General features: G+C 58.7%; 27 protein-coding genes and 1 pseudogene. 15 read left to right on the top strand and 13 right to left on the bottom strand.

Annotated features, from left to right (window positions below; genetic code table 11):
- Positions 1–83 precede the first annotated feature (83 nt).
- Positions 84–725, bottom strand: coding sequence for a hypothetical protein (locus tag VDP61_RS12050; RefSeq protein WP_323007130.1), 642 nt, complete (start codon positions 723–725; stop codon positions 84–86).
- Positions 726–972: 247 nt separating this feature from the next.
- Here VDP61_RS12050 and VDP61_RS12055 point away from each other — a divergent pair, with 247 nt between their 5' ends.
- The 3 genes from VDP61_RS12055 (at position 973) to VDP61_RS12065 (ending at position 3,045) form a co-directional block, all read left to right on the top strand.
- A complete protein-coding gene (locus VDP61_RS12055; protein ID WP_323007131.1) occupies positions 973–1,386 on the top strand; it encodes a hypothetical protein in 414 nt (137 codons plus the stop codon).
- 115 nt (positions 1,387–1,501) lie between these two features.
- Entirely contained in the window at positions 1,502–2,209 is a 708-nt protein-coding gene (locus tag VDP61_RS12060) for a sugar transferase (RefSeq protein ID WP_323007132.1), read from the top strand.
- Between the two features lie 320 nt (positions 2,210–2,529).
- Entirely contained in the window at positions 2,530–3,045 is a 516-nt protein-coding gene (locus tag VDP61_RS12065) for a hypothetical protein (RefSeq protein WP_323007133.1), read from the top strand.
- 205 nt (positions 3,046–3,250) lie between these two features.
- Here VDP61_RS12065 and VDP61_RS12070 read toward each other — a convergent pair whose 3' ends face one another.
- Both VDP61_RS12070 and VDP61_RS12075 read right to left on the bottom strand, forming a co-directional pair.
- A complete protein-coding gene (locus VDP61_RS12070; protein WP_323007134.1) occupies positions 3,251–4,168 on the bottom strand; it encodes a sugar kinase in 918 nt (305 codons plus the stop codon).
- Positions 4,159–4,674: a DUF2478 domain-containing protein gene (locus tag VDP61_RS12075; RefSeq protein ID WP_323007135.1), complete on the bottom strand. Its 516-nt coding sequence runs from the start codon at positions 4,672–4,674 to the stop codon at positions 4,159–4,161. Before VDP61_RS12075 ends, VDP61_RS12070 begins: the two co-directional genes overlap by 10 nt.
- A 63-nt stretch (positions 4,675–4,737) precedes the next feature.
- Here VDP61_RS12075 and VDP61_RS12080 point away from each other — a divergent pair, with 63 nt between their 5' ends.
- The 4 genes from VDP61_RS12080 (at position 4,738) to VDP61_RS12095 (ending at position 8,216) form a co-directional block, all read left to right on the top strand.
- The gene (locus VDP61_RS12080; RefSeq protein WP_323007136.1) at positions 4,738–5,610 is read left to right on the top strand and encodes a formate dehydrogenase accessory sulfurtransferase FdhD; all 873 of its coding nucleotides are present in this window, start codon (positions 4,738–4,740) and stop codon (positions 5,608–5,610) included.
- Positions 5,603–6,232, top strand: coding sequence for a molybdenum cofactor guanylyltransferase MobA (mobA, locus tag VDP61_RS12085; protein ID WP_323007137.1), 630 nt, complete (start codon positions 5,603–5,605; stop codon positions 6,230–6,232). The genes VDP61_RS12080 and mobA overlap by 8 nt, the downstream gene beginning before the upstream one ends.
- Positions 6,229–6,720 carry a molybdopterin-guanine dinucleotide biosynthesis protein B gene (mobB, locus tag VDP61_RS12090; RefSeq protein WP_323007138.1) on the top strand — a complete coding sequence of 164 codons (492 nt, stop codon included), beginning with the start codon at positions 6,229–6,231 and terminating at the stop codon, positions 6,718–6,720. Before mobA ends, mobB begins: the two co-directional genes overlap by 4 nt.
- Before the next feature lie 224 nt (positions 6,721–6,944).
- A complete protein-coding gene (locus VDP61_RS12095; RefSeq protein ID WP_323007139.1) occupies positions 6,945–8,216 on the top strand; it encodes a molybdopterin-binding protein in 1,272 nt (423 codons plus the stop codon).
- Between the two features lie 60 nt (positions 8,217–8,276).
- Here the strand turns inward: VDP61_RS12095 and VDP61_RS12100 are convergent, their stop codons facing one another.
- Positions 8,277–8,504: a sulfurtransferase TusA family protein gene (locus VDP61_RS12100; protein WP_323007140.1), complete on the bottom strand. Its 228-nt coding sequence runs from the start codon at positions 8,502–8,504 to the stop codon at positions 8,277–8,279.
- Between the two features lie 187 nt (positions 8,505–8,691).
- Here VDP61_RS12100 and VDP61_RS12105 point away from each other — a divergent pair, with 187 nt between their 5' ends.
- From VDP61_RS12105 to VDP61_RS17885, 3 genes are read left to right on the top strand one after another with little or no spacing between them, the layout of a single operon-like run.
- Positions 8,692–10,377: an NAD(P)H-dependent oxidoreductase subunit E gene (locus VDP61_RS12105; RefSeq protein WP_323007141.1), complete on the top strand. Its 1,686-nt coding sequence runs from the start codon at positions 8,692–8,694 to the stop codon at positions 10,375–10,377.
- Positions 10,377–13,139, top strand: coding sequence for a formate dehydrogenase subunit alpha (fdhF, locus tag VDP61_RS12110; RefSeq protein WP_323007142.1), 2,763 nt, complete (start codon positions 10,377–10,379; stop codon positions 13,137–13,139). The genes VDP61_RS12105 and fdhF overlap by 1 nt, the downstream gene beginning before the upstream one ends.
- Complete coding sequence (locus VDP61_RS17885) at positions 13,108–13,263, top strand: hypothetical protein (protein WP_415233910.1); 156 nt, start codon at positions 13,108–13,110, stop codon at positions 13,261–13,263. The genes fdhF and VDP61_RS17885 overlap by 32 nt, the downstream gene beginning before the upstream one ends.
- Here VDP61_RS17885 and VDP61_RS12115 read toward each other — a convergent pair.
- The 4 genes from VDP61_RS12115 to VDP61_RS12130 are packed head-to-tail and all read right to left on the bottom strand — an operon-like array spanning position 13,222 to position 16,551.
- Positions 13,222–14,103 (bottom strand): amino acid ABC transporter permease, encoded by an 882-nt coding sequence (locus tag VDP61_RS12115; RefSeq protein WP_323007143.1) that lies wholly within the window; start codon positions 14,101–14,103, stop codon positions 13,222–13,224. The genes VDP61_RS17885 and VDP61_RS12115 overlap by 42 nt on opposite strands.
- Positions 14,104–14,147: 44 nt before the next feature.
- A complete protein-coding gene (locus tag VDP61_RS12120; protein ID WP_323007144.1) occupies positions 14,148–14,981 on the bottom strand; it encodes a transporter substrate-binding domain-containing protein in 834 nt (277 codons plus the stop codon).
- A gap of 27 nt (positions 14,982–15,008) precedes the next feature.
- Positions 15,009–15,821, bottom strand: coding sequence for an amino acid ABC transporter permease (locus tag VDP61_RS12125; protein WP_323007145.1), 813 nt, complete (start codon positions 15,819–15,821; stop codon positions 15,009–15,011).
- A gap of 1 nt (position 15,822) precedes the next feature.
- Positions 15,823–16,551, bottom strand: a complete 729-nt coding sequence (locus VDP61_RS12130; protein ID WP_323007536.1) for an amino acid ABC transporter ATP-binding protein — start codon at positions 16,549–16,551, stop codon at positions 15,823–15,825.
- A gap of 561 nt (positions 16,552–17,112) precedes the next feature.
- On the opposite strand from VDP61_RS12130, the gene VDP61_RS12135 reads away from it, so the two are divergent.
- Positions 17,113–17,814, top strand: a complete 702-nt coding sequence (locus VDP61_RS12135; RefSeq protein ID WP_323007146.1) for a Crp/Fnr family transcriptional regulator — start codon at positions 17,113–17,115, stop codon at positions 17,812–17,814.
- Between the two features lie 59 nt (positions 17,815–17,873).
- Here the strand turns inward: VDP61_RS12135 and pip are convergent, their stop codons facing one another.
- Entirely contained in the window at positions 17,874–18,872 is a 999-nt protein-coding gene (gene pip, locus VDP61_RS12140) for a prolyl aminopeptidase (RefSeq protein ID WP_323007147.1), read from the bottom strand.
- A 61-nt stretch (positions 18,873–18,933) separates the two neighbouring features.
- On the opposite strand from pip, the gene ubiG reads away from it, so the two are divergent.
- Complete coding sequence (ubiG, locus tag VDP61_RS12145) at positions 18,934–19,674, top strand: bifunctional 2-polyprenyl-6-hydroxyphenol methylase/3-demethylubiquinol 3-O-methyltransferase UbiG (protein ID WP_323007148.1); 741 nt, start codon at positions 18,934–18,936, stop codon at positions 19,672–19,674.
- A gap of 185 nt (positions 19,675–19,859) precedes the next feature.
- Here the strand turns inward: ubiG and VDP61_RS12150 are convergent.
- Positions 19,860–20,295: pseudogene (locus tag VDP61_RS12150) on the bottom strand (DUF1178 family protein).
- A gap of 78 nt (positions 20,296–20,373) precedes the next feature.
- The gene (locus VDP61_RS12155; protein ID WP_323007149.1) at positions 20,374–20,940 is read right to left on the bottom strand and encodes an NUDIX hydrolase; all 567 of its coding nucleotides are present in this window, start codon (positions 20,938–20,940) and stop codon (positions 20,374–20,376) included.
- 176 nt (positions 20,941–21,116) lie between these two features.
- Here VDP61_RS12155 and thpR point away from each other — a divergent pair, with 176 nt between their 5' ends.
- Positions 21,117–21,659, top strand: coding sequence for an RNA 2',3'-cyclic phosphodiesterase (thpR, locus tag VDP61_RS12160; RefSeq protein ID WP_323007150.1), 543 nt, complete (start codon positions 21,117–21,119; stop codon positions 21,657–21,659).
- Positions 21,660–21,835: 176 nt separating this feature from the next.
- On the opposite strand, the gene VDP61_RS12165 is transcribed toward thpR, so the two are convergent.
- A complete protein-coding gene (locus tag VDP61_RS12165) occupies positions 21,836–22,861 on the bottom strand; it encodes an aldose epimerase family protein (protein WP_323007151.1) in 1,026 nt (341 codons plus the stop codon).
- A 180-nt stretch (positions 22,862–23,041) separates the two neighbouring features.
- On the opposite strand from VDP61_RS12165, the gene VDP61_RS12170 reads away from it, so the two are divergent.
- Entirely contained in the window at positions 23,042–23,785 is a 744-nt protein-coding gene (locus VDP61_RS12170; RefSeq protein WP_323007152.1) for a heparan-alpha-glucosaminide N-acetyltransferase, read from the top strand.
- Here the strand turns inward: VDP61_RS12170 and VDP61_RS12175 are convergent.
- A complete protein-coding gene (locus tag VDP61_RS12175; RefSeq protein WP_323007153.1) occupies positions 23,782–24,246 on the bottom strand; it encodes an Lrp/AsnC family transcriptional regulator in 465 nt (154 codons plus the stop codon). The genes VDP61_RS12170 and VDP61_RS12175 overlap by 4 nt on opposite strands.
- 105 nt (positions 24,247–24,351) lie before the next feature.
- Between VDP61_RS12175 and VDP61_RS12180 the strand changes: the two genes are divergently transcribed.
- Positions 24,352–25,791, top strand: coding sequence for an aminotransferase class V-fold PLP-dependent enzyme (locus VDP61_RS12180; RefSeq protein WP_323007154.1), 1,440 nt, complete (start codon positions 24,352–24,354; stop codon positions 25,789–25,791).
- Positions 25,792–25,986 lie beyond the last annotated feature (195 nt).

A 25,986-nucleotide genomic window follows, 5' to 3' on the forward strand; every position in this document is an offset into this window, starting at 1 on the left:
GGCGCGCGCCTCGGGTACGTTTTTTCAAAGGCGCCGCAGCATCGACGCGAATCATGGGCTGTATCCGCGCGGCAGGTTGCAAATTAATTTTGGTCAAGTTTCCTGACCTCCCTCAGAAAGGCCACCTGCTCATCATTGGGGCGCTGTTCGACAACCCGAACGATGACCGGACGCTGGGCAATTTTATCCTTGTACAAGCGGGCAAGCCAGCTACGCCCGCCGAATGACTGCACAAGAAAGGCGATATCCGATTCGATGGCGCGTTTGGCGGCGGTATTTGCGCTGTCATACAAGGGCAGACCCTTGCGCAGCCGAAGCTTGGCGTGCCACGCCTCTCGTGGGGCCGTGGCCTGTGACCGGATCAGGGATTGGATGATAGTTGCCGAATCCTTTGCGGAAAACATGACGATGGTGTGCGCTGCGGCATAGGTGGGGTTGCGCACCAGTACCGCGGCGGCGATCTGGGTGCAGCTTGTGTCAACCCGGTCTTGCACCTCGGGGGGTTGCAGCGCGTACAGCAGCCCTTGCTGGACTGCACCACAGGTCATCAAAACTTCACGCATGGCGCGGTTACTGAACGGGGTTTGGGGCAATTGGGCACCGGATGCCAGCGACTCAAATGTGGCCAGATCGGAACTGCGGGCGAAAAACGCGACGTCATATTCCCTGCCAAAAGTCGCCAGCGCACCAAGTGCCGCGACAAGCCCCAAGACTGCTGCAAACATCTTCATTCTATTACAAACTCATTCACAAATAGGCCGCGCCAACGCGCGTTGAACTATATCTGTTCATCAATTGACTAAGGAGACGTTAGGCCGAATATACAATTTTATTAATATTTACCAGCCGTGCTTGGCGATAATTTGTTTTTACTTCGCGTCAAATTGTCCCTTTCAGTTTGGTCGCGTTCGAAGTATAAAGGCGAAATATGACTTTTTGAAGTCAATTGCGTCATAAGAAGTGGAGACTATAATGAATATTAAAGCTCAAGTTGCCGGCGCCTTTTTTATCGGTGCAACATTTATGGCTGCGCCGACCGTTGCGCAAACGTTTACAGTAGACACAGCCGCAATTTCTGCAGCATGCAGCGCCTCGGCCGCCGCATGTCAGGCTGTTGTTGCTGCGCAGGTGGCGCGTCTGCGCGCGGCTGGCTTGACCCCAGCAGCGATCAACGCACAGCTTGGCGTGATCGCCGGTACAGCAACAACCGCAGCAGCGTCCTTGCCCCCCGCACAACGCGTGCAGTTGGCTGCCACCATTCGGTCGGTTGCATCCGCTTCGACCAACCCCGCCCAGGTTCAGGCTTTGCAGACCTTGGCCAGCGATCTGGAGGCAGGTTCCGATGTGGATCTGGCTGCTGTCGCGTCTTCGCTTAGCGGTAGCTGAGCGATTGTCGGCTATCTAAATGTGTTAGTTCGGAAAAGACTTTGGATCGGCCACTATTTTTGTCGGCACTGTAAATTTTTGCTTGAATTTACCCAAGTTTCTATGGGGGCGGGTTATGAAGGATTTTTCGAACACTGAACAGAAAGCGCGGCTGGGATCCTACAACCTGCCGCGCTTCCATGACCAGACATCAAGTCGGGCTGACACGGCATACTACTTCAAACGGTTTGGAAAGCGCGCTCTTGATATTTCCATCGTCCTCGTCTCTATCGTATTCGTTGCGCCGATCATTGCTTTTTGTGCCGTGATCATTGCTTTGGATGGCGGAGCGCCGTTTTTTGGTCACATGCGTGTTGGTCAGAACGGGCGCGAATTCCGCTGCTGGAAAATCCGGTCAATGGTGGTGGATGCGCAATCGCGTCTTGCAGCGCATCTGGAAGCAGACCCCGAGGCGCGCGCAGAATGGGAAGCTACCCGTAAGCTGACGAATGACCCGCGCATCACGCGCTTTGGCCAGTTTCTGCGCAAAAGCAGCCTGGATGAACTGCCCCAGTTGCTGAATGTCCTCTTGGGGCAGATGAGCATCGTTGGCCCCCGTCCGGTCCCGCGGGACGAACTTGCCATGTATGGCAGTTCCAGACAGGCCTATCTTGCCATGCGTCCGGGTATCACTGGGCTATGGCAGGTCAGCGGGCGCAATGATGTCAGCTATGCCGAGAGGATCGCCATGGATCAGGCCTATCAGAAATCCTGCTCGTTCAAGCTTGATCTGGTGATCATCTTCAAGACGTTTGGTGCCGTTTTGGGCCGTAGCGGCCGCTGAAACGTTTCGGGAAACATGTTTACAGCACTGACGACCAATCCCCCGAGAGCGCGTAGCGCGGCAGGGTAGTGACGTTTGGGGATTTGCCCCGAAACGCTGCAGGCTTCCTTACCAATACCATCGGAACACATGATCAAAACGGCGGCTTGCATGGGCCGCCGTTCTGGTTTGCATGTCTAAAACACAGCCTTCTTGCCCAGATCCAGCCACAATTCGGTAAGCTGATGGTAAGCACCCACCCGCAATAGTTATCCCACAGCGGGGAGTGGGTCCTCGTATGACCGGGCCAGAAGGCCCCTTCATAAAGTGGGAAATCTGGTATGTTGATCTTTAATCCCCTGCGTAAGCAGGCCGCGTCTTCTTTTGTCTGCACCCTGACATCGCGTATAAGGCAAGGGGCTGCCGTTCTTGCCCTGACGGTGCTGGCCATGGGGGCAGGGCTGCCCAACCCGGCGCATGCGCAGTCGGTCAAGATTGTCAGGAATGATCTTGGCGGCTCGGTCGAAAATCGCCTGCGCGAAATTGCGCAGCTACGCAATTCAGGCACCCGCGTTGAAATTCGCGGTCAATGCACCTCGGCTTGCACGATGTTTTTGGGGCTGCCCAATGCCTGTGTGGCGCGGTCGTCGCGCCTTGGTTTTCACGGCCCGCAATCGCAGTATTATGGGGTATCGCTTGCTCCGGATCAGTTTGAATACTGGTCGCGTGTGATGGCCGATCACTATCCCGGTGTGATCCGCCAATGGTTCATGGCTGAAGCCCGGCAGACAACAATGGGCCTGATTACGATCAGTGGCGCCCAAGCAATCACAATGGGCGCGCGCGCCTGCACCTGATGCGCTCTGACTGGGCAACGCGTTATGCACCGCATACGCTGTCTCGATTCGCTGCGTGAATGCGATCATGCGCTAAATGCGTTCTGTGGCCGGTGATGTTTCGGGTGAAAGGCGAACTGCTGTTCAAGGCCCAAACGCTATGGGCCGCGCAAAACTGGGCTGCCGCATCACCCGGCCTATGCCGCGCCCAGCGGGCCGCGCCCTGCTACCGGGTCACATCACACAACGCGCCACGGTGCCCGATCACCCTGGCCGCCAGTCGCGCCCCGGCCCGTACTGCGCTCGGCACATCGCCGCCTGCGAGCCAGGCAGCAATAAAACCCGCGTTGAAGCTGTCTCCTGCGGCGGTGGTATCAACGATGGTGCGCACGGGCTCTGCGGTGTGCCGGGCATAGGCCCCGCCGTCGCGGGTCAGCAGCCTATCCCCTCCATTCTTCACGACCACCAAGCCAGCTGCCGCATAGCGATCGGCAGTTGCCTTGGGGTCGGCATCGCCAAAGAACGTGGCTTCATCCTCAAATGACGGTAGAACGATATCTGCCAGCGCTGCCGTCTCCATCACCACCCGGCACATGGTTGCGTTATCCTGCCACAGCCTTGGACGTAAATTCGGATCAAACACCACTCGCGCTCCACGCGCCCGAGCAGCCGACAAGGCGGCATGCAAGGTTTCACGGCCCGCCCCTTGCAGAATCGCCAGGGTAATCCCGGACAGATACACAATCCCGGCCCCGGTCAATCCGCGCGCCAACCGGCCCGCATCTTCGGCCAACAGCCGCGCTGCCGATTGTCCGCGCCAATAGGCAAAGCTGCGCTCACCATCCGTCAGCTCGATCATATAGAGCCCAACCGTCCGGCCCGGCAGTTGTGCCACATGCGCCGTACCAAGACCCGCATTTTGCAAAAAACCGATCATCCGTTGCGAAACCGGGTCCTGCCCCACGGCTGTCAGGTAATCGACTGCCCATGTGGCTGGCAGCAAATGCCGCAAATACCACGCTGTATTCAGCGTATCCCCGGCAAAGCCCATCCGGTAATCGCCTGCCGCCGCGCTTGGCGCCATTTCAACCATCGCCTCGCCGATGCAGATGATCCGGCGCTGCCGGGGTACGGCTATTGGCACTGTCTGCCCTTCAATTGGTCGTTACAAAACCGCAGAATTTCATCGTGCGAACAGGTCAGGCGAACCGCCAAACCATCGGCAAACAAATCAAACGCGGCCTGACTGCCCGGATTGACGGCTGTCAAGACCGGAATCCCGGCTGCCATTGCCTGGCCGATCAAAGGGCGAAACCCGCGGCCATCGGCCTCTTGCTTGCCAAACTTGTTGACGATCAGAAGGTCCGGTCCTGCCGCCAATGCCTGCGCGACCAAGCCAACGGCCTGCTCCAGCCCCGCAGCGTCAAGGCGGCACCCTTGCGACAAAGCCCCGAGGTTCTGGCTGATTCTGACCACTTCGGCCCCGGTCAGTACATGCAAATCCATGTGGCAGGCCCGTGAAGGGTCAAAGTCTTCGTTCAACTGCACCACGCCCGCGACGGCAACGCCATCGCGGCGCAATTGCGCGGCAACCTCGGCCAAAACGGCATCAGCCTCGCCGCGTTCTTTTCCTGTGACATAGCCCAGCATCGCGGCCCTCTTGCAACTGCTATCCCGGACATACAAGATGCGGGCAGCCGATGAAAGGACCCGATGATACCTGCATATCCCATCTTGCCCAATCCGACCGATCCGCGCCTGACCCGCGCGATTTCGGGCACGGATCACACGGGTGCCATCGTGACCCTGTCGGTGGTAGAGGAGCGGCCGCTGACGATCTATCTGAACGCGCAGGAAATCGTGACTGCCATGACGATTGGCGACTATCCGGAATATCTTGCCCTTGGCTTTTTGCGCAATCAGGGCATGTTGCGCCCCGATGATGTGGTGACGGGCATCGACTATGACGATGATATTGAAACTGTGGTTGTCCGCACCCAGCGCCAAACCAGCTATGAGGAAAAGGTCAAAAAGAAAACCCGGACTTCGGGCTGTGCGGTAGGGACTGTTTTTGGGGATATGATGGAGGGGCTGGAGGGTTTGACCCTGCCTGCAACCCCTGTGCGCACGTCATGGCTTTATGCGCTGGCGCATCAGATCAATACCGTGCCTTCCTTGTACCTGCAGGCCGGCGCGATTCACGGCACGACCCTGTGTCAGGCCGACAAGCCGCTGGTTTATATGGAAGATGTGGGCCGCCACAATGCAGTGGATAAAATCAGCGGCTTCATGTTTCAGCATAACATCACCGCAGAGGACAAAATTCTGTACACCACCGGGCGGCTGACTTCGGAAATGGTCATCAAGACTGCGCTTATGGGCATCCCCACGCTTGCCTCTCGTTCTGGCTTTACCGCTTGGGGCGTGGAGATCGCGCGGCAGGTCGGGCTTACCCTGATCGGGCGCATGCGCGGCCAGCGCTTTGTCTGTTTGTCGGGCGAAGGCCGCCTTATCCGTGATGCAGACCCCAATGCGCAGCCCGATGAAGGCCGCAAACATGGCCGCAAAGGCGCAAGCAATGATTAAGGCATACCCCAATGTGACGCTGCCGGGTGTTATCCTTGCAGGCGGGCGCGCGACCCGCATGGGCGGCGGCGATAAAGGCCTGCGCATGGTTGGGGGACAAAGGCTGATTGACCGTGTGATTGCCCGCCTTGGCGCGCAATGTGCCCCCCTTGCCATAAATGCCAACGGTAACCCTGACCGGCTGGCCGAGTTCAACCTGCCGATCTTGCCCGACAGCCTGCCTGACCATCCCGGCCCTTTGGCGGGTGTTTTGGCGGGGCTTGATTGGGCGGCAAGCCTTGGCGCCCCCGCCATCCTTACCGCCGCCGCCGACACGCCATTCTTTCCGCCTGATCTTGCTGCGCGGCTTGTTGCAAACGCCGGCCCCTCTGGCCTGTGTCTGGCCGCAAGCGCTGATCCCATGGGCAAATTGCACCGCCAACCCACCTTCGGTCTTTGGCCTACGGCGCTGCGCCATGATCTGCGCAGCGCCCTTGCAAACGGCCTGCGCAAGATTGTGTTGTGGGCCGATAGCCACCACGCTGGCACCGCCGAATTTTCCAGCCACCCGTTCGACCCGTTTTTCAACATCAACACCCCCGAAGACATCGTCGAGGCTGAAAAACTATTGGGGCAGTCATGAAGCTATACGGCGTCACAGGCTATAAAAACGCAGGAAAAACCGGGCTGATGGTGCGGCTTGTCACCGAGTTCACCGCGCGCGGTCTAACCGTTTCCACGATAAAACATGCGCATCACGCGACCGATATCGACCATGAGGGCCGCGACAGTTTCCGCCACCGGCAAGCGGGGGCAGCGCAAGTGCTGGTCTGCTCTCCGGTGCGCTGGGCGTTGATGACCGAACTGCGCGGGGCCGCCGAACCCACGCTGGACGACCTGCTGACCTGCCTGAATCCTGCCGATCTGGTTTTGATCGAAGGCTATAAATCCGCCCCGCATCCGAAAATAGAGGCGCATCGGTTTGAAACCGGCCAGCCGCTGCTGGCGGCCGAAAACCCCACAATCCGCGCCGTCGCCTCCAACGCGCAGCCGGTTACACACTGCCCGTTGTTCCATCTGGACAATACAATCGCGATTGCCGATTTCATCGCGGCCGAGGTCGGGTTATGATTTTTGGCGCAAACATCGCCGTCGAATGGCCAGCGGGCACTGATCGCGGCCCCAGCCCGAAAAAAGAGGCCATTCGGGGCGCGGTTTTTTGCCACAGCGCGCCCCAAACTTCGCAGTATTTGCGCAACCGACATCTGACCAAGGGCTGGTTGTGCGATCTGTTTCAGATCGAAATCACCGCTGGCAGCCGCGTATTGGCCAGGAAAACAAGTTAGAAAGTCACCATGACCCAACAGCCAACCCTTGTTCCGCCGCGCCTGCGCAATGATTGTTTTGCCATGCCGCAGGGTGTTGCATGGACCCCGGTTGATGAAGCGCTTGCACGCCTGCGCGCCGCCTTGCATCCGGTCGCGGGGGTCGAGGATATACCGCTTGCAAGTGCATTGGGCCGGGTTCTTGCAGCCGATGTCTTGGCCTTGCGGGCCAACCCGCCGCATGCCAATTCGGCGGTGGATGGTTACGGCTTTGCCCATGCCGCCACAGGTGCGGGCATTTGCCAACTGCCCTTGGCCGCCGGTCGCGCGGCCGCCGGTCAACCATTTTACGACACCCTGCCAAACGGGCAAGCCATCCGCATCCTGACTGGTGCGATCCTGCCTCAGGGCGTTGATACCGTGGTGCTGGAAGAAGATTGCGCCATCAGCGCCGATGCCGTTGCCTTTGATGGCCCGATCAAACCCCGTGCCAACACCCGCCGCGCCGGCGAAGATCTGGCGCAAGGGGCTATTGCCTTGCCGCGCGGGCACAAACTTCGCGCCCCAGATCTGGCACTTTTGGCGGCCACCGGCACAACCCAGGTGCAGGCCTACCGTCGGCTGCGTGTTGGCGTGCTGTCTACGGGTGATGAAATCACCAGCCATAATGCTGCCCCGCATCAGATCTATGACGCCAATCGCCCGATGCTGCTTGCGCTTGTCACGGGCTGGGGGTTTGATGCCATTGACCTTGGCCATACGCCAGACAGCCCCGACCTGATCCGCCACCATCTTGATGAAGGTGCAAAATCCACCGATGTCATCCTGACCTCTGGCGGTGCCTCGGCGGGCGACGAAGACCACGTTTCGCGGCTGCTGTCGGCCGAGGGCGCCCTATCGAGCTGGCGCATCGCGATGAAACCCGGCCGCCCCCTGGCGCTGGCGCTTTGGCAGGGTGTGCCGGTCGTTGGCTTGCCCGGAAATCCCGTGGCAGCGCTGATCTGCGCCCTGATTTTCGCGCGCCCTGCGCTTTTTGCGCTCGCGGGCGCTGACTGGGCCGAGCCTGCCCGATTTACCCTGCCCGCAGCCTTTGCCAAATCCAAAAAAGCCGGGCGCCGCGAATATCTGCGTGCCCGCATCAATGCTGATGGTCATGCCGAGGTTTTCGCTTCCGAAGGCTCTGGCCGCATCTCGGGGCTGTCTTGGGCCAGTGGCCTTGTGGAACTGCCCGATGAGGCCGCAGACATCACGCCCGGAACCGCCGTTCAATTCCTGCCCTATAGCAGCTTTGGGATAGGCTGAAACGGGTTGCGCCCGGTTACATCCCGGCAAAAACACCCCTGGCGTTTCAACGTGAACACCTTAAATCCGGCGAATCAAATAATACTGTGCCTGCCCGATTTCGCCCGCGCCAATCAACGCATGCCCTGATTCTGCACAGTAATGCGGAATGTCTATCACCGCCGCCGGATCTGTCGCCAAAACCCGCAAGACCATGCCTGTTTGCATGGCCTTAAGCCGCTTTCGCGTCTTGAGCACCGGCAGCGGGCAAAGCAGCCCCTGCGCATCCAGATCTTCATCCCATTCCATGCCGTTTTTTCTAGGTCAAATGCCGGTGACTGTCCATTGCCTTGGCTGGCAGAGTGTCAGAACATGGGTTTTAATATGCTTGGTTTTGATGAATGATATTTCCCAAACACTGGCTCTGAAGTTTTGAGTAAACCAAAGCGCCGATGCGAAACACTGTGTAAGGCATACGGCAAAAAAGGAAACGGCAATGGCACTGGATCAGCAAGACGGCGTGTGGAAATCGGGCAAAGGCAAAGGCCGCCGGGCCACCAAGGGCCGGCAGCTTGACGATGCCGCATGGGGTCAGGTGAAATCCTTGCTTGGAAACAGCCCCCGCCGCCGCGATTTGCTGATTGAATTTCTGCACCTGATTCAGGATGAATACGGCCAACTTTCGGCGGCGCATCTGCGTGCATTGGCCGAGGAAATGCGTATTTCAATGGCCGAGGTCTGGGAGGTCGCAACCTTTTACGCCCATTTCGACCCGCGCCGCGAAGATGAGGCCGCCCCGCCCGATCTGACCATTCGCGTCTGTGACAGCCTGTCGTGTGAGATTGCCGGCTCGGATGCGTTGTTTGATGCGCTGACGAACGGGCATGATCCGGCCAAGGTGCGCGTCTTGCGTGCGCCTTGCATGGGCCGCTGCGATTCCGCCCCGGTTCTGGAAATCGGTCATTGCCATATTGACCACGCCACCCCCGCCAAGGTTGATGCAGCGATCAGGAACCACGAATTTTCGCCGAAAATTCCCGCCTACGAAGCCTTGGCGGCTTACCGCGCAAACGGTGGCTATGCGCAACTGGAAGGGCTGCGCCTGGCTGGTAATTGGGAGGTTGTGCAAGACAAGGTGCTGGCATCGGGGCTGCGTGGCCTTGGCGGGGCGGGCTTTCCTTCGGGCAAGAAATGGGGCTTTGTGCGCGCTAATGCAGGCCCCCGCTACCTCGCTGTGAATGGCGATGAAGGCGAGCCGGGCACGTTCAAAGACCGCTATTATCTGGAGCGCACGCCACATCTGTTCCTTGAGGGCATGCTGATTGCCGCCTGGGCGGTGGAGGCCGAGACATGCTTTATCTATATGCGCGACGAATACCCCGCCGTGCTGCACATTCTGGCGCAGGAAATTGCGGCGCTAGAGGCCGCGGGCATCGTCAAGCCCGGCTATATTGACCTGCGCCGCGGTGCCGGTGCCTATATCTGTGGCGAAGAATCCGCGATGATCGAAAGCATTGAGGGCAAGCGTGGTATGCCGCGCCATCGCCCGCCCTTTGTCGCCCAAGTCGGTATTTTTGGCCGTCCTACCCTTGTGCATAACGTCGAAACCTTGCTTTGGGTAACGCGCGTGCTGCGCGAAGGACCGGAAATCCTGTCATCGGTGGAAAAAAATGGCCGCAAGGGGCTGCGGTCCTACTCGGTTTCGGGGCGCGTCCAAAACCCCGGTGTGCATCTGTTGCCCGCGGGTTCGACCATCACCGATATCATCGCGGCGGCTGGTGGCATGGCGCCGGGCCACAGGTTCAAGGCGTATCAACCGGGGGGGCCGTCTTCGGGGCTGCTTCCCGCCTCGATGCATGACATCCCGCTGGATTTCGACACGCTGCAACCGCATGGCAGCTTTATCGGTTCTGCTGCCGTTGTTGTTCTGGGCCACCAGGACAGCGCCCGTGATGCCGCGCTGAACATGCTGCGGTTTTTTGAATCCGAGTCTTGCGGCCAATGCACGCCTTGCCGTGTCGGCTGTGAAAAGGCGGTCAAGCTGATGCAGGCCGACAAATGGGATCAAGCGCTATTGACCGAATTGTCGAATGTCATGATCGACGCCTCAATCTGCGGTTTGGGGCAGGCGGCCCCCAACCCGATCAAGCTGGTGATGCAACATTTCGCGGAGGAAATCTGATGTCGGTGAAATTCACGCTCGATGGCCGCGAAGTTACTGCCGAAGCCGGCTTGTCAATCTGGGAGGTTGCCAATGGCCGTGGCCTTGTCATCCCGCATCTGTGCCACAAACCAGCCCCCGGTTACCGCCCCGACGGCAATTGCCGCGCCTGCATGGTTGAGGTTGAAGGCGAACGGGTGCTGGCCGCCTCGTGTATCCGCGAGCCGGTGGAAGGCATGGTTGTGCATACCCAATCTGCCCGCGCCATTGCCGCGCGCAAGATGGTGGTTGAAATGTTGGTGACGGACCAGCCCGAAGTCAACCGCGATGTCTCGTCCCATATGGGTGATATGATTGCGGCCACCGGGGCGATGGCGGGCCGCCTGCCCAAGCTGGAAGCAAGCCGCATTCCACTGTTGGATGACAGCCATGTCGCCATGCGCGTCAACCTTGATGCCTGTATTTCCTGCGGACTTTGCGTGCGCGCCTGCCGTGAGGTGCAGGTGAATGACGTGATCGGCATGTCGGGCCGGGGCCAAGACAGCTATCCCACCTTTGATATGGCCGACCCGATGGGGGCAAGTACCTGTGTCGCTTGCGGGGAATGTGTGCAGGCCTGCCCGACAGGTGCGCTGATGCCCGCAACGGTGATGGATGACCAGCAGCGCGGCGACAGCAAGGATTTCGATTGTGAGGTTAAAACCATCTGCCCGTTTTGCGGTGTTGGCTGTCAGGTGTCCCTGAAGGTCAAAGACGGCAAGGTCAAATTTGTTGACGGCATCAACGGCCCCGCGAATGAGGGCCGCCTTTGCGTTAAGGGCCGCTTTGGCTTTGACTACATCCACCACCCGCACCGCCTGACCAAACCGCTGATCCGGCGTGAGGGCATGCCCAAGGGCCTGAATGTCGATCCCGGTAACCTGCAAACCCATTTCCGCGAGGCTTCATGGGATGAGGCGCTGGATTTCGCTGCAGGTGGCATGGCGCGCCTGAGTGAGGCCCATGGTGGCCGGGCGGTCGCAGGTTTTGGCTCGGCCAAATGCTCGAACGAAGAGGCGTATCTGTTCCAAAAGCTGATCCGCCAAGGGTTTCGCCACAATAACGTCGATCACTGCACCCGCCTGTGCCATGCCTCATCCGTCGCCGCGTTGATGGAAAACGTCGGCTCGGCTGCGGTGACGGCCACGTTCAACCAGATCGAAAACGCCGATGTGGCCATCATTATCGGCGCGAATCCGGTCGAAAACCACCCCGTCGCGGCGACATTCTTCAAGCAATTCACCAAACGCGGTGGCAAGCTGATCGTGATGGACCCGCGCGGCGTTGGCCTGCGCCGTTTCGCCAGCCACATGCTGCAATTCCGCCCCGGTTCTGATGTTTCCATGCTTAACGCGATCATGCATGTGATCGTTGAAGAAAAACTGTATGATCAACAGTATATTGAGGCCTATACCGAGAATTGGGAGGCAGAGAAGGCCCATCTTGCCAACTTCGCGCCCGAAAAAATGGCGCCGATCTGCGGTATTCCCGCCGAGGTTCTGCGCGATGTTGCCCGCACCTTTGCCGGGGCCAAGGCCGCGATGATTTTCTGGGGCATGGGCGTTTCGCAACACACCCACGGCACCGATAACGCCCGCAGCCTGATTGCGCTTGCGCTGATGACGGGGCAAATTGGCCGCCCCGGTTCCGGGCTTCACCCGCTGCGCGGGCAAAATAACGTGCAAGGTGCGTCTGATGCGGGCCTGATCCCCATGTTCCTGCCCGATTATCAAACTGTCACCAGCGACAACATCCGCAACGCCTTTACCGAGGTCTGGGGGTCTGGCGATTTTAGCGCGGAAAAGGGCCTGACCGTCACCGAAATTCTGGATGCGGTGCACGAAGGCCAGATCAAAAGCATGTATATCCTTGGCGAGAATCCGGCGATGTCTGACCCGGATGTCACCCACGCCCGCGCGGCGCTGGCCAAGCTGGAGCATCTGGTCGTGCAGGATATTTTCCTGACCGAAACTGCGAATTATGCCGATGTTATCCTGCCGGCTGCCGCGTTCTACGAAAAATCGGGTACAGTGACCAACACCAACCGCCAGGTCCAGATGGGCCGCCCCGCTGTCAAGCCACCGGGCGACGCGCGCGAGGATTGGGCGATCACGACCGAGCTGGCAAAACGTCTGGGGCTTGGCTGGGCCTATACCCACCCGTCCCAGGTATTTGCTGAAATGAAGCTGAACATGAAGTCGCTGAACAACATCACCTGGGACCGGCTGGAGGCCGAGGGCTGCGTCACTTATCCCAGCCTGTCGGCTACAGACCCCGGCCAAGCGATTGTTTTCTCGGATGGTTTTCCGCGTGCAGGCGGCCGCGCGCGCTTTGCCCCTGCCAGCATCATTCCGCCCGATGAAGTGCCGGATGCCGAATATCCGATGATTCTGACCACGGGCCGGCAATTGGAACACTGGCACACCGGCTCGATGACCCGACGTTCAAAGGTGCTGGATGCGGTAGAGCCAGAGGCGAACTGTTCGCTGAACCCCAAAACCCTGGAGCGTCTGGGGGTAGAGCCGGGCGGCCATGTGCGTCTGACCACCCGTCGCGGCAGCATCACCATCATGGCCCGCGCTGACCGTGCTGTGGCCGAGGATATGGTTTTTCTTCCCTTCGCCTATGTCGAGGCGGCGGCGAACATCCTGACCAACCCGGCGATTGACCCTTACGGCAAAATCCCGGAATTCAAGTTTTCGGCGGTGAAGGTTGAAAAGGCTGCGGCGTTGGCCGCAGAATAAGGCAGATCAGCGGGGCTGGCCTAAATGGGTAACACTTGTAGGTCGGCCCCTTTGCGATAATGTGAAAAAGCAAAGGTTGCTTTTAACGCGCGCCGCTGCCTTCAAGCCGGCGGAACAGCAATGACAGCCCAAAACACAGGATGAAATACAGCAGCGCCGTCGTCAGCCAGGCCTCAAATATCATCCGGGTCGAGGCGACCAGTTCGACGGTTTTATATGTCAGCTCCTGCACCGAAATCAGCGAGATGATAGAGCTGTCCTTGACCAATGATATGAACTGATTTGAGAGCGGCGGCAGCACTTTGCGCAATGCCTGCGGCAGCACGATGAACCGCATCTCATCGCTCCATGACATGCCTATTGACCGCGCCGCCTCACGTTGCCCGCGCCCGACCGACTGAATCCCGGCGCGTATAATTTCCCCGACAAAGGCGCTTTCAAACAGCGCCAGCACGATCACCCCGGAAATCAGCGACGGAAAGCGGCGCATATCGCCAAAGAAAAACTCCCAGATTGCAATATCATCCTGCCGCGCAATGCCGCGCGCCCAGCGTTCCATGTTCAAGGCTGCGATCAACTGTTCGGACAGGAAAAAGAAGAAGATGAACACCACCACCACAGGGGGGATATTGCGCAACACCTCCAGATATGTGCGTGCAACCAGCCGTATTGCAAGGTTCTGCGCGGTGCGGGCAATGCCAAGGACCGTGCCAAGGATCAGGGCCAGAATGCTGGCATAAATCGCGATCCGCAGCGTGTTTATCAGCCCCTGCAACAGCAGGTTGGTGAACCAGCGCTGCTCCTCCTCATCCCAGCGCAGGAGATAATTCGGAATGCGTTCCCATTGCCATTTGTAGTTCAGAGAACCGGAAATCCGAAACCAGATCACCCCGATGAAGGCAATGACCACGGCAAGGATCAGATAATCCAGCCAATGCAGTTTGACGCGTTTCTTATGGCGCATAAGCCCCCCAGATTGGCCCGGCGCTGAACGCCGGGCCAATGGTCTTATTGGTCAACCTGATCGGCCCAGGCATTGCCTTTGAACCAATAGTCATTTCTTTCTTTCAACCAGCCGTTTTTCCAGTTCACAGCAATCCAGTTGTTGAAGAAATTGGTCGCGTCCGGGTCACCCTTGCGATAGGCAAACCCTTCGCCTGTGGCCAGAAACGTCTGGTCAAACGGTACGCTGATGGTTTCGGGGTATTGCCGCGCTGCATCAGATGGGCTGGGCTCGGACATCATGGTTGCATGTGCGTTGCCGTTCAGCACCTCTTGCGTGGCCGCGCCATCCTCATCAAACAGCAACAAGGTGGCCTCGGGGAAAAGCTGTTGGATCACGGTCGCAGGGGTGGCTCCTCGACGCGCGGCAAAGGTGACCTCTTTTTTGTTGTAATCTTCCAACGCCATGCCCTTTGTCATGGCCGTATTCGCCATGATCGTCAGGCCGGAATAGGCATAGGGATCAGAAAAATTGACCGTAAGGTTGCGTTCCGGCGTTACCGACATGCCAGAAATGATCACATCAAACTTGCCCGACACCAGGGCCGGAATGATGCCATCCCAGGCGGTCGGGATAAACTCTGCATCCACGCCCATATCGGCGGCGAGTTTGCGGCCAACGTCCAGCTCAAATCCGATCAGATCGCCTTTCTTGTCGCGCATCGACCACGGCACGAACACCGAAAGTCCGATTTTGATCACGCCGTTTTCCTTGATCTGTTCAATCACACTGGCTTTTGACAGATCAGCCCGCGCGTCCTGTGCGGCCGCAGGCAGCGCCAACCCGGTGGCAAGGGCCATGCCCAATGTGGCCGCCATCATACGTCTTGTCAGTTTCATTGTGTCGTTCCCCGTGATTTATGGGCCCTAATCCTGAACGGCATAGCGCCGCTCAAGATAGCTGGCAAAGATAGAAATAAGCATCGTTACTGCCATATAGACTGCGGCAATCGTAAACCAAATTTCAAAACTGAGATATGTGTCGGAAATGATGTTGCGCCCCACAGTGGTCAGCTCTACCACCGCGATCACACTGACAATTGCCGATGATTTGATCATATTCACCACCTCACCCGTCATCGGCGGCAGCATGAACTTTATCGACTGTGGCAGGATGATATAGCGATAGATCTGCGGGGTGGTCATTCCAATTGAATTTGCTGCCTCCCACTGGCCCTTCGCCACGGCGTTGATCCCACCCCGAAAAATCTCAGAGATCAGCGCGCCATGAAATACCGCAAGGCACAGCACGCTGGCGGTGTAGCGGTCCAAGCCAAAAATTGGGCCAAACACATAGTAAAACACATAAAGCAGTACCAAAAGGGGCATGTTGCGTACGATTTCCAGGAAAACCCGCGCCACCGCCCGCCCGATAATCAGGTCCGATAGCCGCATCAGGGCGATCAGCAGCCCAATCCCCAGCGCCAGCACAAAGGCCAGCGTTGACAAGGTGATCGTGCCGACCAGCCCCCAGGGAATTTCGCCCAATGTGATACCTTCCGGCCCCGCCGAGAAGAAATATTTCGGCACGCGGTACCATTGCCAATTGTAGCCCATCGCCTCGGCGCCCTTCAGCGCCACCTCGACAAGCCCCCACATCAGCAAAAGGTAAATCAGAAACGACACCGGCACAGAGGAAGCCCCCCGCCTCAGCCGCGCCCAGATAGGTACAGCGGCCACGCTAATGCTCCAGGATCTGGTCAAGAAACAGGCGGGCACGGTCACTTTTTGGGTTGGTAAAGAACGTCTCTGGGGGCGAGGTTTCGACAATCCGTCCCGCCTCCATGAAAACCATCGTATCCGCCACGCGCCGCGCAAAACCCATTTCATGGGTCACGCACACCATGGTCATGCCAAACTCGGCCAGTTCCACCATAACCTCCAGAACCTCGCTTATCATCTCGGGGTCAAGCGCGCTTGTGGGCTCATCAAACAGCATGATGCGCGGCTCCATGCACAAAGACCGCGCAATCGCCACGCGCTGCTGTTGGCCACCCGAAAGCTGGCTGGGGTATTTATCGGCCTGCTCTGGAATATGCACCCGCTCCAGATATTTGCGCGCCAGAGCCTCGGCCGCCAGCTTGCCCAGTTTGCGCACCCGTATCGGCCCAATAGTCAGGTTTTCCAGAACCGTCAAATGCGGAAACAGGTTGAACTGCTGAAAAACCATCCCCACCTCTTGCCGCACCGCGCGAATATCCCTGGTGTTTTCGCCCAGTAGCGTGCCATCAACGGTGATCGTGCCTTCGTCATGTTCTTCCAGCCGGTTTATACAGCGGATCATCGTCGATTTACCCGAGCCGGACGGGCCGCAAACAACAACCCTTTCGCCTTGCCGCACCGTGAAATTGATATCAGCCAAGGCCTGAAACGGGCCAAAATACTTTGCAACATTGCGCATTTCAATCATCGGCTGGCTGTCGTAGGCCAAAGGCTGTTCCTTTTGGTTTATGGAAGGCAAGGTTCACAGGATATAGGGGCAACTTTGCAGGTATCCAGCTTTGTTTCAAGCAAAGGGCCGCCCCTGATTTTTCAGAGAGGGGCGAGCGGTAAAGCCGTAGCTGCAGCAAGGCAAAACACATCCGCGTGGGCAGGTTGAAATCTGGCCGCAGTTTGGCCTTGGGGTACGAGAGGAAGGGTCGGATAGCTGCCAGTTGAACGCAAAAAAAGCGCCCCCCCGACACTATGGTATCGGAGGGGCGTCGCGCCTGAATATTGGCATCGCTTACTGTAAATGCGGTTCCGTTCTATCTAGGTACACTATACCTTTGTATAGGTCGCTTGTCTATACGAAAGTATATGGCCCTGAAGTTTTTACGGCGCGTATCGCAGAAATTTTCCGACCAAAGCCTCGCCTGTCGTGACCGGCAATAGCCACCTGCGGGCATGGGCGCAGCGACAATCCCCTTTCCTCCAGGGGATGCGCAGTCTAGGTTGGCTACCTGGACAAGGGAGCGATGGTCGAAAAACGATGAAATCACCGTCAAACCTGCCATTCTGGCGCTCATTCCGGCTGTTTGAGACGCTGGACGATACGATTTTGCGTCAGATCTCTGCTGTCGCACAGCGTCGCAGCTGGTCTGCCGGCACAACGCTGTTTCAGCGCGGCGATGCGGGCGACTATCTGGTTGCCCTCATGTCTGGACGAATCCGTTTGGCTGTCAGCACCCCGCAGGGAAAAGAGCTGGTCTTGCGCCTTGCCGAGGCTGGCGATGTTTTTGGCGAGCTGTCTTTGTTTGATGGTGCCCCCCGGTCTGCTGATGCAACAAGCCTGCTTGACAGCGAGGGGTTCGTTTTTTCCAAACGCGATTTTGATGCCCTCGCCGCGCAAGAGCCAAGCCTGCACATTGCGGTCACGCATTACCTTTGCCGCATGCTGCGCGACACGACGGAACAGTTGGAGGGCCTGGCGCTCTATAACCTTGAAGCGCGTGTTGCCCAATTCTTGCTGTTTACCCTGCGCCAAATTCACGGCGACACATTGCCGCCCAGGCCGCTTTTGCGGCTGGAAATCAATCAGTCCGATATCGCCGCTGCTCTTGGCGCCAGCCGCCCAAAGGTAAACCGCGCCCTGCAAGCGTTGCGCGATGCCGGCATCTTGCACAAAAACGGCGAGGCCTTGGCTTGCGATGTTGCCTTGCTGTCGCAAATCGCCGACCCCGCCTCGGCTTGACTGGTCATGGCGCAGGGCAGCCACACGTTTCGGCCAACATTGGCCCGCTACGGTTCCCGCTATCGCGCAGAAGGTTTAGGGCCCCAAGGGCGGCTTCGCAGGTCATTCATTACCTGAACCAAGGCCGCCGATATTCCCGGTTCAGACAGGGCGTGCCCCGCCGCCGGGATCAGATCCAGGCGGGCATTCTTCCACCCTTTCGCAAGTTCAAAGGCCGAAACCGGAGGGCAAACCATATCAAAGCGGCCCTGAACAATATCGGCCCCGATCGCCTCAATCCGGTGGCGGTTTTTCAAGATCCAGCGGTCCTCATCCAAAAAGCCCTTGTTGACAAAATAATGATTTTCCAGCCGCGAAAACGCCCGCGCATATTCTGATGGCGTTTCGCTGGCGATATGGGGCGTATCAATGCTCGCAAGCGCGTTTTCCCAGTTTGCCCAAAGTCGCGCAAACCGCATTTCCTCGGCCATATCGCCCGAGAACAGGCGGCGGTGATAGGCTTTGATCAAATCGGCCTGCTCGTTCTTTGGTATGGCCCCGGTAAAACGATCCCACAGGTCAGGAAAGAATCGGCCGGCCCCACCGCCATAAAACCAGTCCAGCTCTGCCTCGGTCATCGTAAAGACGCCCCGAAGCACCAGATGGACGACATTTTCGGGGTGGGTGATCGCGTAGATCAGGGCCAATGTCGCGCCCCAACTGCCCCCGAACAAAAGAACCGGGCCTAGCCCAAGACTAACCCGAATCTTCTCCATGTCCGCAACCAGATGCCAGGTGGTATTTTCGGTAACGCTTGCATGTGGCCGTGAGCGCCCGCAACCGCGCTGGTCAAACAAGATGATGCGGTAAACCCTGGGGTCGAAATAGCGCCGCATCGCCGGGCTGCACCCACCCCCCGGCCCGCCATGAATGACCATGACCGGCACCCCATCGGGGCAACCGGATTGTTCAACATAAACATGATGTCCCTCGCCCATATCCATCATTCTTTGATCGTATGGGTCCAGTGGGGGGTATAAATACTGAGCTGCGCTCTTTTGGCCTGATCTATGGTCCATGTTTGCCCTATATAGTTACCCAAGCCTGCCCGTCCCGGCAAAAAACTGCAAGGAGTGAGAGATGAGTTTGAACACGATTGACCCTGCCGAGGTTGCAAAATTTGAGGCGATGGCGGCGGAATGGTGGGACCCTGCCGGAAAATTCAAACCGCTTCACATGCTCAACCCTTGTCGGCTGGGCTATATCACGACCCAGATCGCGGCAGAGTTCGGTCGGGATTTGACAGCGGCCTTGCCCTTCAAAGGGTTGAGGCTGCTGGATATCGGCTGCGGTGGTGGTTTGCTTTCAGAGCCGATGGCCCGATTGGGGGCCGCAGTGGTCGGGGCCGATGCGGCCGCGCGGAACATCCCGATAGCACAGCTTCATGCCGAGCAAATGGGGCTGGAAATTGACTATCGAAACTGTGCCGCAGAGGATCTGGCCAAAGATGGCGAGGTTTTTGACGTGGTTCTGAATATGGAAGTGGTCGAGCATGTGCCCTACCCGCAAGCGTTTTTGACGGCCTGTCAGGGGCTTTTGAAGCCGGGGGGGCTGATGATTTGTTCAACCCTGAACCGCAATCCGAAAAGCTTTATGATGGGGATCATCGGCGCGGAATGGGTCATGCGATGGCTTCCCAAGGGCACGCATGACTGGTCGAAGTTCATCACCCCGGATGAGCTGTATACGATGCTTGAAGCGGCAGGCTTGAAGCCGGTGGACCGCAAAGGGATGGTTTTCAATCCGATCAACTGGAATTGGTCGCTGTCGGACCGGGATCTTTCGGTGAATTATGTGACGGCAAGCGTAAAGCCGGGGTGAGTGCGGGTATATTTCTGCATGTAACCATCATAGCGTTTCGCCTTTGACTTGAAGCAAGGCCTATCACATAACGCGTTGAAATCTTTGATTTCAGACAGCGATATGTAAGTCAGGTTTCCGGTGAAACGCTTTGATCTGCGCCGTGGCGGACCACGCGGGCGGCCCCGATAGTTGGTGTGGGCCTGTCAGTTCAGTTTTCGCGGCGGCAAAAAGGGCAGGGGCATGACCGGGACGCCGTCTTCGACCAGCTTTCTTGCTTCATCCAGCCGGGCCTCGCCGTGAATGGCGCGGGGGGCGGCGGTGCCCTCGTGCATTTTGCGGGCTTCGGCCACAAAGCTTTTACCGACATAATCGGAATTTGCCTCGACCTCGGCGCGCAAGGCTGCAAGCGCTTTTTCTTGTGGGTTGGCGGGCGTGGAAAGGGGCCTGTCCGGGGGGGGGATGGCCTGCCTTGCGGGCGGGCGTGACGGCGGGTGCCATCAGGGTCTTGATAATCTCGGCGCTGCCGCAATGGGGGCAGGAAATACGACCCGCATTTGCCAATGCATCAAAGGCGGAGGCCGATTGAAACCAGCTTTCAAAGCTGTGTTCATTGGCACATTTGAGCGCGTAGCGGATCATCTTTGGCCCTGTCGCGGGGTGGGGGTGGGCCAAGTTGACGCTTGGCCCGGGTTAAAGCATCGGTGGGGTTTACCTAAGCTATTTGTGACAGGATACAAGCCTGTCCCCTTGGCGTTTGCGGCGGTTTGGCGGCTTGCTTTCGCTGGGCCCCGGCCCTGCTGTTGGCGCTGCGCTTGCGGTCAGGGGTGGGGTAAAGGCTGACAGCAGCGCTCTCAACTCGGCTTCGGCAACCTTGCGGGCGGCGGCCTCGGGGGCGAACCATTTGCGGCGGCGCTGGCGTTGTTCAGGAAATTCAGGCGCGAGGGTGGTCACTTCCAACGGAAAGACCTCAACGATGCAAAGCTGAACCGTTTGTTTTTTTGTATCGCGCCTGAGGATTTTTTCATATGTGAACTGGCCCAGCTTCGCCAGCGTGATCTGGCCTTTGACCCCGGCTTCTTCCCATGCCTCAATCGCCGCCGCCTCTGGCCCCGAGCGGCCTTTCATGGGCCAGCCTTTGGGTATGACCCAGCGCCCGGTTTCGCGGCTGGAAACAAGCAAGACCTCGGCCCCTGATTTGCCAGCACGCCAGCATAGCGCACCAAATTGGTTGCGCGGTTCGTCGGATGCAGCGACGGATACGGAAGGGGCGGTGTTTTTGGGCATGGTATCCTTTGTGATGCCTGCAAGGCCGGGCGTGCCGTGATGGCGGCCATATTTTGGGTTATGGTTCAAGATATAAAAAATATGAGAATTTTCAAGGGTTCAGGCCCTTGCAGTGTTTTGCAGGCTTGCGCAAACTGCGGATAAAGTGGCGCAGGCTTGGCAGAAGTGAGAATGTGATGCGGGTGTTTGTGGCGATGACCATTCCCGATGATGTGCAAAGCCAGTTGGCGGTGCAACAATTCTTGATGCCCATTCCGCGCAAAGTGGATCGCGACCAGTTCCACATCACGCTTTGCTTTATGGACGAGATGCGGGATGAGGCGTTGGAGGCGCTGCATGAGGGGTTGTCGCGCCTAAGGATGCCGCCGTTTAACCTGTCGCTGGCGGGTTTCGGGGTGTTCGGCAAGGCCAAGCCAAATTCGGTTTGGGCTGCCGTGGTGCCTTCAGAACAATTGAGCCGGCTACAGGCCAAAGTAGAGCATCAGGCGCGAGAGGCCGGGGCGGTTGTGCCTGCCCGCCGCTTTGTGCCCCACATCACTCTGGGGCGCTTTCCGGCGATGCGGCCCGAAGACGCCGCACGGCTTGAACTGGCGGTGCTACGGGGGGCGGGGTTTCGCGCGGGGCCCTGGCTGGCCGAAGAAATGGTGCTGTATCAATCAACACTGAGGCCCGAGGGGCCGCGTCATGACGTGTTGGCGCGCTATGCGTTGACAGGGTAGCGTGATTTGCAAGCCGATGTTGGTCTTTTGCCGCGTATAAAAGCCACGGTTGATAATGGCCAGCTGGCCACGGGGATCGGTTTGTGCCGGCAGGCATGGAGGCCCAAGGCGCCTTTTCATTTCGTAACGGCAGGGCCCACTGGTTTGTGCAAGGCCTGTACGGGCGGTTTCATGGGTTATTCCGGCGTTGATTGCCGGGCAAAGCGGAACTGGGTGTGCTGGGTGTAGCTGTGTCCGGGGTTCAGCACAGGTTGCGCCCAATCTTGGTGGTTGATGGCATTGGGCCAAAGCTGCGGCTCCATCGCAAGGCCCGCGTAAGCGCCGTAGATTTTGCCATCCAACCCCGGTACGGGCAGGTTCATTCGGGCGGCATCATATATTTGCAGGCCAGGCTGATCGGTAAGCAGGTCCATCGCAATGGCCTTGGTGTAAAGGGCGGCGACGCGGCGCAACGGCAGGGAATTGCCGGGGTTCTGGGGTATCTGGGTAAGGCAGAAATTATGATCAATCGCGGTGGTGGCACAGGCGGCGGCCAAGGGCTTGGCGGTTTGGAAGTCAAAGGCTGTGCCGGCAGTCTCAGCGACCTGTCCGGTTGGAATCAGGGCGGCATCAACGGGCAGGTAGTGTGCAGCAGTGATTTGCAGCCGATGCGACAAGATATTCGCGCCGCCAAAATTGAAATAGCTGTGATGGGCAAGGTTGCAAAGTGTTGCGGCATCGGTGGTGGCGGAAAATTGCAGATCCAGCACACCGCCCGGCAGCAAGGATATAACAAGGCTGATCGTAAGCGTGCCGGGATACCCCATTTCACCAGCGGGTGAAATGAGGGTGAAGGTGGCGCTGTGATCCGTATGTGCGGCAATGGTCCAGAGGCGATGCGCGGTGCCATTGCTACCGCCGTGCAGGTGGTTGGGGCCGTTGTTTGGGTCCAACTGAAAACGCGTGCCGTTCAGGGTGAAACGGCCGTCCTTGATGCGATTGGCGCAGCGCCCCACGATGGCGCCAAAATAGCCGGGATGGTCGATATAGGGGGCGAAATGGTCAAAGCCAAGCACAAGCGGGGGGGCGTGGCCATCAAGCCGCAGGTCACGCAGCGTCGCGCCATAGGTCAGCATCTGTGCCGTCAGGCCGCCGCCGCGCAATGTGATCTGCCAGACGGTTCGGCCATCAGGAAGGTAGCCAAAAGGGGTGATCTGCGTCATTGCGAAACCTTTTCTTGGGTCGGTGGCCTTACTTGCCTAACTGCCGCAAATAGCCTTGCGCGCTGCAGGGCAAATGGCAAGCGTGTTTGGCAGGCCAAGGCGCATGCCCTATATTTGGGTCGGCATTTGGTGGCGGGTGCGTTATGGCAGGGATAAGATAAAACGGCATAGCGGGCGGGGATGACGGTGACAGGAAAAGATTTGCGACCCGCACGGATTTTGTGGCTGGATTTGGCGCGTGCGGTTGCCGTGCTGGGCATGGTGATTTATCACTTCACCTTTGATCTGGGGATGTTCGGATTCATCGCGCCGGATACTGCCGTGACCGGGTTTTGGGCGGTTTTTGCGCGGGCTGTCGCGGGAAGTTTTGTCGCGCTGGCGGGGTTCAGCCTTGTTTTGTCGCATGGGCAGGTTCGGGGCCGCGGGATTGTTTGGCCCGCGTTTTGGCGGCGGCTTGGGGTTGTGGCTGGGGCAGCGCTGCTGATCACGGTGGCGACATGGCTTGCGATGCCGGGGCAGTTCATTTTCTTTGGGATTTTGCATTCCATCGCTTTGTCATCGCTGCTGGGCTTGGCGTTTTTGCGATTGCCCTGGCGGATGACGCTGGGTGTGGCTGCGGTTTTCCTTGTGGTGCCGCAGGTTTACCGGGATGTGGCGTTTGACACGCCGTGGTTGGCATGGGTCGGGCTGGCGCCGGGGTTTCCGCCGACGATGGATTATGAACCGCTGTTTCCGTGGTTCGGCGCCTTCTTGCTGGGAATGGCCGCGGCGCAAGCCATGGTTTTGCGGGGCGCATTGGTGCGGGCTGTGCCGTCGCCGTTGATGGCGCGGCTCAGCTGGCCGGGGCGGCATTCGCTGATGATCTATCTGCTGCATCAGCCGATCCTGATCGGGCTGTTCAACCTTTACTTCTGGTTGCGTTAGACTGGCAGGTCGCGGGCGTTGGCGATAGCTTCCATGGTGATGTAAGAGGTGACGGTTTCAAGTTCGACCTTGGCGGTCAGGCGTTGGTAGATTTGGTCAAAGGCGTTCATATCCTCGGCCACGATTTTCAGCATGTAGTCATAATCGCCCGCAATGCGGAAAAAGTCGATCACATGCGGGATGTTCAACACCTCTCGCCGAAAGATTGCCAGCCAATCCTTGCTGTGATGGCGGGTGCGAACCATCACAAAGACAGTCAGCCCAAGACCAAGCTGCGCCGCGTTCAGCCGCAGGGTTTGGCCAGAGATCAGGCCGGAGTCTTGCAAGATCTTGAGCCTGCGCCAACAGGCGTTTTGCGACAGGCCCACGGTTTCGGCCAATTCGCGTTGCGATTGGGCGGCATCGCGCTGAAGGGCGCGAAGGATGGCTCGGTCTATCTGATCCAGGATTAAGGGTTTCATCCGATCACATGACCCAATTTATTGCCAAACTGCAATTGAAAAAGGTGAAGTTTACCCCAATCGCTTCACGCTATGATCGGGAACACCTTGAAGAGGAGATACCCCATGCCCACCGCCCTTGAAGATTTCGCTGCCAGCCTTGACATGCCGGATGTGGGGGCAGCGTTGCGCGATGGGGTGATTGGCGAGGGGGCGGCGTTTGATGGGCCGTTTGGGCCGCAAAAGCTGCTTTATGCGGATTATGTCGCCTCGGGCCGGGCGCTGCGGCAGGTCGAAGGCTTCGTGATGGAGCGGGTGCTGCCGTTCTATGCCAACAGTCACACCGAGGCGTCCTTTTGCGGGGGCATGATGACACGGATGCGGCGCGAGGCGCGGGCGGTTATTGCGCAGGCATGCGGCGCGGATGAAGGCTTTGCGACGGTGTTCGCCGGGGCAGGGGCCACGGCAGGGCTGAACCGTTTGGTGCATCTGATGGGCGTGCCAGAGGCGGTTGCGCGCGGCGAAAATCCCTTGGTGCTGATCGGGCCGTATGAGCATCACTCCAACATCCTGCCCTGGCGCGAAAGCGGGGCCGAGGTGGTGGAGATTGCCGAGGCGGCCAGCGGCGGGCCGGATATGGCAGCCCTAGAGGCAGAATTGATTGCCGCAAAGGGACGGCGGGTTGTGGGCGCATTTTCAGCCGCGTCAAATGTGACCGGAATCTTGACCGATGCGGATGCGGTGACGCGGTTGCTGAAGCGTTATGGCGCGCTGGCGGTGTGGGATTATGCTGGGGGTGGGCCCTATATTCCCATTGATATGCGGGCCGGAAGCGATGCAGAAAAAGATGCGGTTGTGGTCTCGGCGCATAAATTTGTGGGCGGGCCGGGGGCATCGGGGGTGATGATCGTGCGCAAGGCGGCCGTGTGTTCGCAGCGCATGTTCCAACCCGGCGGCGGGACGGTGAAATTCGTGTCCCCCACAGCGCATGATTACAGTTGTGATCTTGCCACGCGTGAGGAGGCGGGGACGCCGAATGTGGTGGGGGATATTCGGGCGGCCTTGGTGTTTATTGTCAAAGCGGCGATTGCGCGGGCCGGGATGGCGGCGCGACATGCGGAGCTGCGGGCGCGGGCGCTGGGCGTATGGCAGGGCAATCCGAATATCGTCTTGATGGGCAATATGAAGGCCGAGGCCTTGCCGATCTTTTCCTTTCGGGTGCGGGATTCTGCACGGGGCGGCTATCTGCATCATCAGCTTTTCACGCGGTTGCTGTCGGATGTCTACGGGATTCAGGCGCGCGGGGGCTGTGCCTGTGCCGGGCCTTACGCACATCGGCTGTTGGGAATCACGGCGGCGGAATCGGAGGCCATTCGGGCCGCGATTCTGCGTGGCGAAGAGATGGAAAAACCGGGCTGGACACGGCTGAACCTGTCGGCGCTGATGGATGATGCCAAGGCAGACCGGGTGATCGCTGCGGTCGATGCCTTGGCGCGCAACCCCTACCCTATGGCCGATGTCTATTGCTGCGAGGCGGCAACAGCCCGGTTTCAGCCAGCTGCTTGAATGGACGGCCCGATAGCCAAACGCCGGGAGAGGGCTGACTGCCCCCTCCCGGACCCTTCCCCGTGGATATTTTTGCCGAAAAGAAAGCGGTAGATTGCGGGGCTGTTCGAATCCGGGTTGCATTTTTGGGGGGGCTGGCTTATGTGTTCCTTCAACAGCTGTTTCAGGGCCCAAACCTGAAGCTACCGGAACCTG

Source organism: Pseudorhodobacter sp. (genome assembly GCF_034675685.1).
Classification (GTDB): domain Bacteria; phylum Pseudomonadota; class Alphaproteobacteria; order Rhodobacterales; family Rhodobacteraceae; genus Pseudorhodobacter.

Bases quoted from the DNA above. Each gene is read 5' to 3' on its own strand.
- VDP61_RS12050 (WP_323007130.1), bottom strand. From the start codon at position 725: ATGTTTGCAGCAGTCTTGGGGCTTGTCGCGGCACTTGGTGCGCTGGCG.
- VDP61_RS12055 (WP_323007131.1), top strand. From the start codon at position 973: ATGAATATTAAAGCTCAAGTTGCCGGCGCCTTTTTTATCGGTGCAACA.
- VDP61_RS12060 (WP_323007132.1), top strand. From the start codon at position 1,502: ATGAAGGATTTTTCGAACACTGAACAGAAAGCGCGGCTGGGATCCTAC.
- VDP61_RS12065 (WP_323007133.1), top strand. From the start codon at position 2,530: ATGTTGATCTTTAATCCCCTGCGTAAGCAGGCCGCGTCTTCTTTTGTC.
- VDP61_RS12075 (WP_323007135.1), bottom strand. From the start codon at position 4,674: ATGCTGGGCTATGTCACAGGAAAAGAACGCGGCGAGGCTGATGCCGTT.
- VDP61_RS12080 (WP_323007136.1), top strand. From the start codon at position 4,738: ATGATACCTGCATATCCCATCTTGCCCAATCCGACCGATCCGCGCCTG.
- mobA (WP_323007137.1), top strand. From the start codon at position 5,603: ATGATTAAGGCATACCCCAATGTGACGCTGCCGGGTGTTATCCTTGCA.
- mobB (WP_323007138.1), top strand. From the start codon at position 6,229: ATGAAGCTATACGGCGTCACAGGCTATAAAAACGCAGGAAAAACCGGG.
- VDP61_RS12095 (WP_323007139.1), top strand. From the start codon at position 6,945: ATGACCCAACAGCCAACCCTTGTTCCGCCGCGCCTGCGCAATGATTGT.
- VDP61_RS12100 (WP_323007140.1), bottom strand. From the start codon at position 8,504: ATGGAATGGGATGAAGATCTGGATGCGCAGGGGCTGCTTTGCCCGCTG.
- VDP61_RS12105 (WP_323007141.1), top strand. From the start codon at position 8,692: ATGGCACTGGATCAGCAAGACGGCGTGTGGAAATCGGGCAAAGGCAAA.
- fdhF (WP_323007142.1), top strand. From the start codon at position 10,377: ATGTCGGTGAAATTCACGCTCGATGGCCGCGAAGTTACTGCCGAAGCC.
- VDP61_RS12115 (WP_323007143.1), bottom strand. From the start codon at position 14,103: ATGCGCCATAAGAAACGCGTCAAACTGCATTGGCTGGATTATCTGATC.
- VDP61_RS12120 (WP_323007144.1), bottom strand. From the start codon at position 14,981: ATGAAACTGACAAGACGTATGATGGCGGCCACATTGGGCATGGCCCTT.
- VDP61_RS12130 (WP_323007536.1), bottom strand. From the start codon at position 16,551: ATGATTGAAATGCGCAATGTTGCAAAGTATTTTGGCCCGTTTCAGGCC.
- VDP61_RS12135 (WP_323007146.1), top strand. From the start codon at position 17,113: ATGAAATCACCGTCAAACCTGCCATTCTGGCGCTCATTCCGGCTGTTT.
- pip (WP_323007147.1), bottom strand. From the start codon at position 18,872: ATGGACCATAGATCAGGCCAAAAGAGCGCAGCTCAGTATTTATACCCC.
- ubiG (WP_323007148.1), top strand. From the start codon at position 18,934: ATGAGTTTGAACACGATTGACCCTGCCGAGGTTGCAAAATTTGAGGCG.
- VDP61_RS12155 (WP_323007149.1), bottom strand. From the start codon at position 20,940: ATGCCCAAAAACACCGCCCCTTCCGTATCCGTCGCTGCATCCGACGAA.
- thpR (WP_323007150.1), top strand. From the start codon at position 21,117: ATGCGGGTGTTTGTGGCGATGACCATTCCCGATGATGTGCAAAGCCAG.
- VDP61_RS12165 (WP_323007151.1), bottom strand. From the start codon at position 22,861: ATGACGCAGATCACCCCTTTTGGCTACCTTCCTGATGGCCGAACCGTC.
- VDP61_RS12170 (WP_323007152.1), top strand. From the start codon at position 23,042: ATGACGGTGACAGGAAAAGATTTGCGACCCGCACGGATTTTGTGGCTG.
- VDP61_RS12175 (WP_323007153.1), bottom strand. From the start codon at position 24,246: ATGAAACCCTTAATCCTGGATCAGATAGACCGAGCCATCCTTCGCGCC.
- VDP61_RS12180 (WP_323007154.1), top strand. From the start codon at position 24,352: ATGCCCACCGCCCTTGAAGATTTCGCTGCCAGCCTTGACATGCCGGAT.